The organism is Streptomyces sp. SM11 (genome assembly GCF_002910905.1).
GTDB lineage: Bacteria > Actinomycetota > Actinomycetes > Streptomycetales > Streptomycetaceae > Streptomyces.
Map to the genome: position 1 here is coordinate 1 of NZ_NEUE01000198.1, position 6,042 is coordinate 6,042.

Genomic DNA, 6,042 nt, shown 5'->3' on the forward strand with positions numbered 1-6,042 from the left:
GGATGCCGGGGTAGTGCTTGCGTTGGTTGGAGAGGAGCATTTCTTTGGGTGAGGACAGTCCGATGGTTTCGCGGACGCGGGCTGCGAAGGCGCGGGAGGAGGTGGGGGTGATGCCTTCGGCGCGTGACCAGGTTCTGTAGGCGTTGTAGAGGCGGGCCTGTTCGACACGGTGGTGGGGCTGGAGGGTGCAGCGTTCGGTGAGGAAACGGCCGGTGTGGTCCTCGGTCTCGGCGTAGGCGGTGGTGGCGATGCGGACGGTTTCGGGTCCGGTGAGGTCGCGTGGGCTGTTGAGGTACTGATGGGCTCCGGTGACGAGCCAGTTCAGGATGCCGGGGCCTTCCTCGGTGACGAGGATGTCGGCGAGGTTGTCGATCTTCTGGTGGTCGGAGACGACACGGTCGAAGGGGATCAGACGCATCCGGCGCCAGAAGGCGTAGCCGCCGGTACCGACCTCGGGGCGGTGGTTGCCCAGGAGCCAGAGTTTGTGGGTGGGGGCGAAGGAGAAGAAGTCCTGGCGCATCCGGCGTGCCTTGATGCGGTCGCCGCCGGTCAGGAGTTTGACCCGGGCCTCGTCGAAACGGTCACCCGGCTTGACCTCGGAACACACGATCACGCGGCGGCCGTGGAGTTCGGCGAGATCGGTGGGGTGTCCCTCGAAGGGCCGGGCCATCAGGAAACCGGGAGGCGCAGCATCGGCGTAGTCACCCAGAAGCTTGATCAGAACGTCCAGGAGAACGGACTTCCCGTTCTTCCCCGAACCGAAGAGGAACGGCAGGACCTGCGCCCCGACATCACCGGTGAGGGAGTACCCCAGCAGCAGATGCAGGAAACGGATCATCTCCGTGCCCTGGGCATCGTCCCCGAACGTGTCGGCCAGGAAACGGTTCCAGCGCGGAGTCGGCATCCGCCGCGGACCGATCGACGTCGAACGGGAATGGAAGTCCCGGTCCGGATCCGGAGCCCGCAGCACCCCCGACCGCAGATCCACGATCCCCGCCGGCGTGCACAGCACATACGGGTCCGCGTCCAGCGCACCCGCGCTCAGCACCATCCCCGGCGCCGACCTCGCCTGCCCCAGCAGCGCGTTGATCCCCGACGTACTCAACGCACGACGACGATGCCTGTGCAACACCGCATCCGAATACACCCCCCGCGGATCACTCGTGGCGATCCCCTCCGCCATCTCCCCCGCCGCCCACAGCACCGTATCGTCCTCATCACTCCGCCACCGCGTCCCGTCCCACCGATACCACCCCAGACCCGACACATGCCGGTAATCCCGCGCATACAACCGCACAAACAACTTCGCATTCCCCCGATCCGTCAACGAATCCGGCAACAACCCCACCGCCAACACCTGCTTCTGGAGCGGGGACGCATGTGCCTGCGCCGTGAGGTGTCTCTCGGCCTCCGCCCCTGGCCGGCCGGGAGAAGGCTCGGTTCGGGCGATGATCTGAGCCGCCACGGCCTGGGCGTCGAAGCCGGCCTGTGAACCTTCCAGGGAGGTCATCCGTGTCTCCCCAGGTACAGCGGACGGCGCGAACCCGCGGTCATCCCGCTTCGGATGATCTGGGCCGCCCGGCGTTCCTGCCCGGGGCGGGCCCCGGCGGCGGCGTCCTGGAGGATCTGCTCGGCCTGCTCACGGGTGAGGTGCCCGGCGCTGACGAGCCCGCCCGCGGTGTACGAGGCTCGGTTGAGCTTTTCCGAGAAGCCGACGCCTTCTGTGTGCGCGGCGCAAGCGGTCACTTCGGCCAGCACCGAGCTGAGCACGCCGAAGGCTCCCTGCCGGCCGCCCCCCGCGGCGATGACGGCCTGGAGGGCTCTCGGTGGTACGGGCTTCGGCCCGGCCGGCCGCTCCTGGGGCAGATGCCCGGTGCGCTCAAGCTCCTGGGCGAGCCAAGCGGGCAGCACCGCAGGTCTCCTGACGGTGCCCAGCGCGGTGTAGGCCCCCGCCCGGGTGGTGGTGCCCGGCGCGATGATGTACCCCCCGTGGGCGCGGACGTCCACTTGCCAGGCAAGCGCGCGCCCGCCGCCCGAACCCGCGGAGCTCCGCCACGCACCGGCTTCGGGAGCCCGATACCAGACGTGGAGGCCGCCGGAGGGGGTCCGCACCCGCAGGGTGCTCCCGTCGGCGGCCGGGTCGGGGGCGCCCCGCAGGGCTGCCAGTACGGCCAGGGTGTGAAAGCCGTTCGTCAGGCCCGTGAGGTCGACATGGTCAGGGATGGGGATGCCCGGGAGTAGACGGCTGCGATCGGGGAGGCTCTGTCGGTGGGCGTCGATGTCGATGACCACCAGCCCGGCGGGACCGCAGGAGACTCCGACTCCGAACTCCGGGTGGCCTCCCCACCATCGGTCGATCCTGTCGGCGTCGCGGGTGGCGGCCCGGAACCCGTGGCACCACCGGCCCTCCGTCGTGCACGGGCAGCCCGAGTAGGTATGGCCCGGACGGCGACAGGCCTCGCAGTTGCCCGCCGGGGTCTTGCGGCCGACGGCCAGCGGGTGAACCGGCCAGCCCTGTGCCGCACACCAACGGGCGGTGGCCAGGGGCTGCGGCACAGCCGAGGATAAGGGGCCGGGGCGTGCGGTGGAGAGTCCCAGAAGGTGCAGCTCAGGAGCCATACACCGTTCCCCCATAGCGACTGAAGCGACCCAAACGACCAGCACAGATTAGCGAATACATCCCTCCAATGCGGAACTTCCGCCCCTCAAATCTTGCACCGTACTGATGCCGAAGACGCCCCTACTCGAGCGTACGATTTTCCGAGCGACCGAACCCCGTGAGTCGCTCAACTCCTAAATCGACATAGCAGCAGTTCGGAGCCTCCTGGGGGGCCGAACAGCGACTGAAGCGACTGAACTCATCCATATATGACGCACACCCGCACACGACAACGCCTTCATATACCCGAACCTCCAGTCGCTTCAGTCGCTTCGGGAGGGGTAATCGTTCTCCGACCTGGTGTCTCCCGCAGCTGGATGCGAGCGACCGAACATCTCTCCGGTCGCTGTGACGACCGCGGGGCCGGGCCGCCGGACCGGAGCGTTCTCGCGATGACGTTGCGGATGGTTGAGGTCCGTGACCGTCTGCCGGGGCAGGGGCCACCCCATCGACCAGCACTCGGTTCGGCACATATGCGCCGACTCCGAGGGTGGTGATCCCGTGGGGCACGAGCGGTTTGGGGTCGTCCTGCGGTCACGCCTGCCCGGAGTGTGGGCGAATCGCATCGGACCGCGGCCGACACTCACCCCGGCCCTCGATCAACAGCGCCCCCGATCGGGTCGGGAGGACACGAGGACACACCATCACAGCCATGGACGACCACCCCTCCCGGGTTTTGTCCGGCGGTGGTACGGCATGGCTCCACCGCTCGGCGGGCCGGACGGTGCAGCGTGGAGCACGGAGCCAGTTCGGACGACCTGGGCATGGGCGAGTCGTCCGGGCACGTCGCCCTGACGAACCGACCGCTCCCCCGGCACTTCTGGCTGGTCGGTCCACGATCAACCAGGTCCGCGGCTCCTGATCGCCTCCACCTGCTCCCGCAGATCACCAGCTGGCTCAGCGCCTCGTCCGCTGCTCGGCGGACAGGCGGGCGGGCGGTGAAGAGGTATCCGGAAGAACCCTTCGAGGAGAACGACATGTCTGAGACCAACCCGCCGAGCGTCGAGCTGAGGGCTCTGGAACGCCTGGTCGGTACCTGGGCTGTTACCGGCGGAGCCGAGGGAACCGTGCGGTACGAGTGGATGCCCGGCCGGTACTTCCTGATCCAGCACGTGGAACTCACCCAGTCCGGCGAGCCGGTAACGGGCATGGAACTGATCGGGAACCTCCGCCCGTTCGGCGAACCTGCCGGTAAGGACGTGGTGTCGAGGTACTACGACTCGAACGGCAACACGTTCGACTACGTCTACGAACTGGTCGGTGACAAGCTGACCATCTGGGCCGGCGAGAGGGGCAGCCCGGCCTACTTCGAAGGTGTGTTCAACGCCGACGGCACCTCGGCGACCGGCGATTGGGTCTACCCCGGCGGAGGCGGATACACCTCGACCATGACCCGGATCTGAAACTCGACCGACGAACGGACCGCGCAGGACGCCCCGGCCGGGCATCGGCGGTGAGCCGCCGACAGAGCCCGGCCGGCTCCCACTCCCCACCCTCCCCCGCGTCGCAGCCGTCGAGTCCGAGGCATCAGAGCCCCGGGTCCCGATCCGGAGACCTGGGTCGCCGATCCACCAGGGCAGCAACGCTGATACGCGAACTCGTCGTGCCCCATGGGTGCCACGCGGGGCACGAGGGGAATGGCGGCGTGGTGGGTTTCTTCCTATCGGGACGTTCCGTCGATTCCGACCCCGCGCGTCGAGTACGTAGGAGTCGAGTACGTAAGAGGAGAGCGTCCGCAGGGGGCGACGTTCTTCCCGCGGGCCTCGGTACCTCGGTCACCCTCTCCTGCTGGTGCTTTGATGCCAGGCCTCGCATTCGGAGTTGGAAAATCGCAGGTCAGCACGTTCCAACAGCCGGTCGGCCCGAGGCCGACCGACCGACTGGCCGACCGACCGGCTCGATCCAGGGCGCACCGTCCGCTCCCCCGTCGGACGATTGCTCGCCCACGCTTTCGGCTGCGGATCAAAGGACGACGGTCCTCAGCCCGTTGCGGCGGCCTGCTTCTCGGCCCGCTTGATGTCCCCCAGGTACTTACGCACCGTTCCAACGGTGTAGCCCGTACCCTCGGCGAGCAACGGTGCGAGCGAGTTTGCCGAACTGGAGCGCTCCTCGGCGGACAACTCCCAGTAGCGGGACGCAACCAGCCGCGGTCCCGTGAGTATGGCCGGCTCCTGTTCCGGCCTTTCCTGCGCAGGCTTTTCCTTCTCACGGGCAGTGGGTGACGAGGCCTGCTCCCCGTCGCGCTCGGGGGCCCGCAGGTGCACAGTGCCGTGCCTCTCCCCCGCCCGACCCGCCGACGCCCCACCGGGCACCGAAGCTCCGACGCGAACCTCTCCGTGGCTGGAACGTCCGTTGTCGTCCGGGGTCTCTCCGGGCGCCCCGCTCCAGGGCTCAAGCACTTCCCACTCTCCCTGGGTCGCGCCCCCCGCCGGGGCCTTCTGATCGGTGCCGAACCACGCGCTGGTCCAGCCGGACCCCCCGGTCAACTGCTCTATGTGGTCCCCCTCGTAGCCCTTGGCCGGGGGAACCGGGTCGGGACTCGCCGGTACAGCCGCCTGCGCGACGTCCTCGACCGCCGGAGCCGGGTCCCGGGCCCCGGCGCTCTCGCCCCCGGCGGGCCGCTCCCCCCTCCTCTGGTGCCCCGAGGTGGGCACGGGCGTCTCTTCCTCGGTGTCGGCCCCTTCGGCCGGTGGCAGGAGGGCCGATTCGATTCCGGCGGCGGCGAGCCCGGCCGGGGCGGTCTCGGCGAGCGGTACGCCGTACTTCGCCAGCCGCAGCGGCATCATCGACTCGACCGGGGCCTTGCGCCGCCAGCTGCGGCCGAAGCGGGCCTGGAGGCGGGCCTGGTAGATCAGCCGGTCCTGTTCGAGCTTGATGACCTGTTCGTAGCTGCGCAGCTCCCACAGCTTCATCCGCCGCCACAGCTTGAACGTGGGGACGGGGGAGAGCAGCCAGCGGGTGAGGCGGACGCCTTCCATGTGCTTGTCGGCGGTGATGTCCGCGATCCGGCCGACCGCGTGCCGGGCGGCCTCGACGGAGACGACGAACAGTACCGGGATCACCGCGTGCATCGCGGTGCCCAGCGGGTCGGGCCAGGAGGCGGCGCCGTTGAACGCGATGGTCGCGGCGGTCAGCAGCCATGCCGTCTGGCGCAGCAGCGGGAACGGGATCCGCATCCAGGTGAGCAGGAGGTCCAGGGCGAGCAGGACGCAGATGCCCGCGTCGATGCCGATGGGGAAGACCAGGGAGAACCTCCCGAAGCCCTTCTCCTCCGCGAGCTCGCGCACGGCGGCGTAGGAACCCGCGAAACCGATCGCGGCGATGAGCACCGCACCGGCGATGACGACCCCGATGAGTATGCGGTGCGTGCGTGTCAGCTGCAT

Annotated in this window: 4 protein-coding genes; 1 reads left to right on the forward strand and 3 read right to left on the reverse strand. The window is 68.9% G+C overall.

Annotated features, from left to right (window positions below):
• Both B9S58_RS18610 and B9S58_RS18615 read right to left on the reverse strand, forming a co-directional pair.
• Window positions 1-1,510 (reverse strand): phage/plasmid primase, P4 family (locus tag B9S58_RS18610; protein ID WP_103533257.1); only part of this gene is annotated, 1,510 nt, incomplete at its 3' end.
• Window positions 1,507-2,619: a bifunctional DNA primase/polymerase gene (locus B9S58_RS18615; RefSeq protein WP_103533256.1), complete on the reverse strand. Its 1,113-nt coding sequence runs from the start codon at window positions 2,617-2,619 to the stop codon at window positions 1,507-1,509. The genes B9S58_RS18610 and B9S58_RS18615, both read right to left, overlap by 4 nt.
• A gap of 1,017 nt (window positions 2,620-3,636) precedes the next feature.
• Between B9S58_RS18615 and B9S58_RS18620 the strand changes: the two genes are divergently transcribed.
• Window positions 3,637-4,062, forward strand: a complete 426-nt coding sequence (locus tag B9S58_RS18620) for a hypothetical protein (RefSeq protein WP_103533258.1) — start codon at window positions 3,637-3,639, stop codon at window positions 4,060-4,062.
• A 576-nt stretch (window positions 4,063-4,638) separates the two neighbouring features.
• On the opposite strand, the gene B9S58_RS39195 is transcribed toward B9S58_RS18620, so the two are convergent.
• The coding region (locus B9S58_RS39195) for a DUF2637 domain-containing protein (RefSeq protein WP_258044687.1) at window positions 4,639-6,042 on the reverse strand (1,404 nt) is incomplete at its 5' end.

Excerpts from the sequence above, each read along its gene's own strand:
- B9S58_RS18615 (WP_103533256.1), bottom strand. The coding sequence starts at position 2,619 with ATGGCTCCTGAGCTGCACCTTCTGGGACTCTCCACCGCACGCCCCGGC.
- B9S58_RS18620 (WP_103533258.1), top strand. The coding sequence starts at position 3,637 with ATGTCTGAGACCAACCCGCCGAGCGTCGAGCTGAGGGCTCTGGAACGC.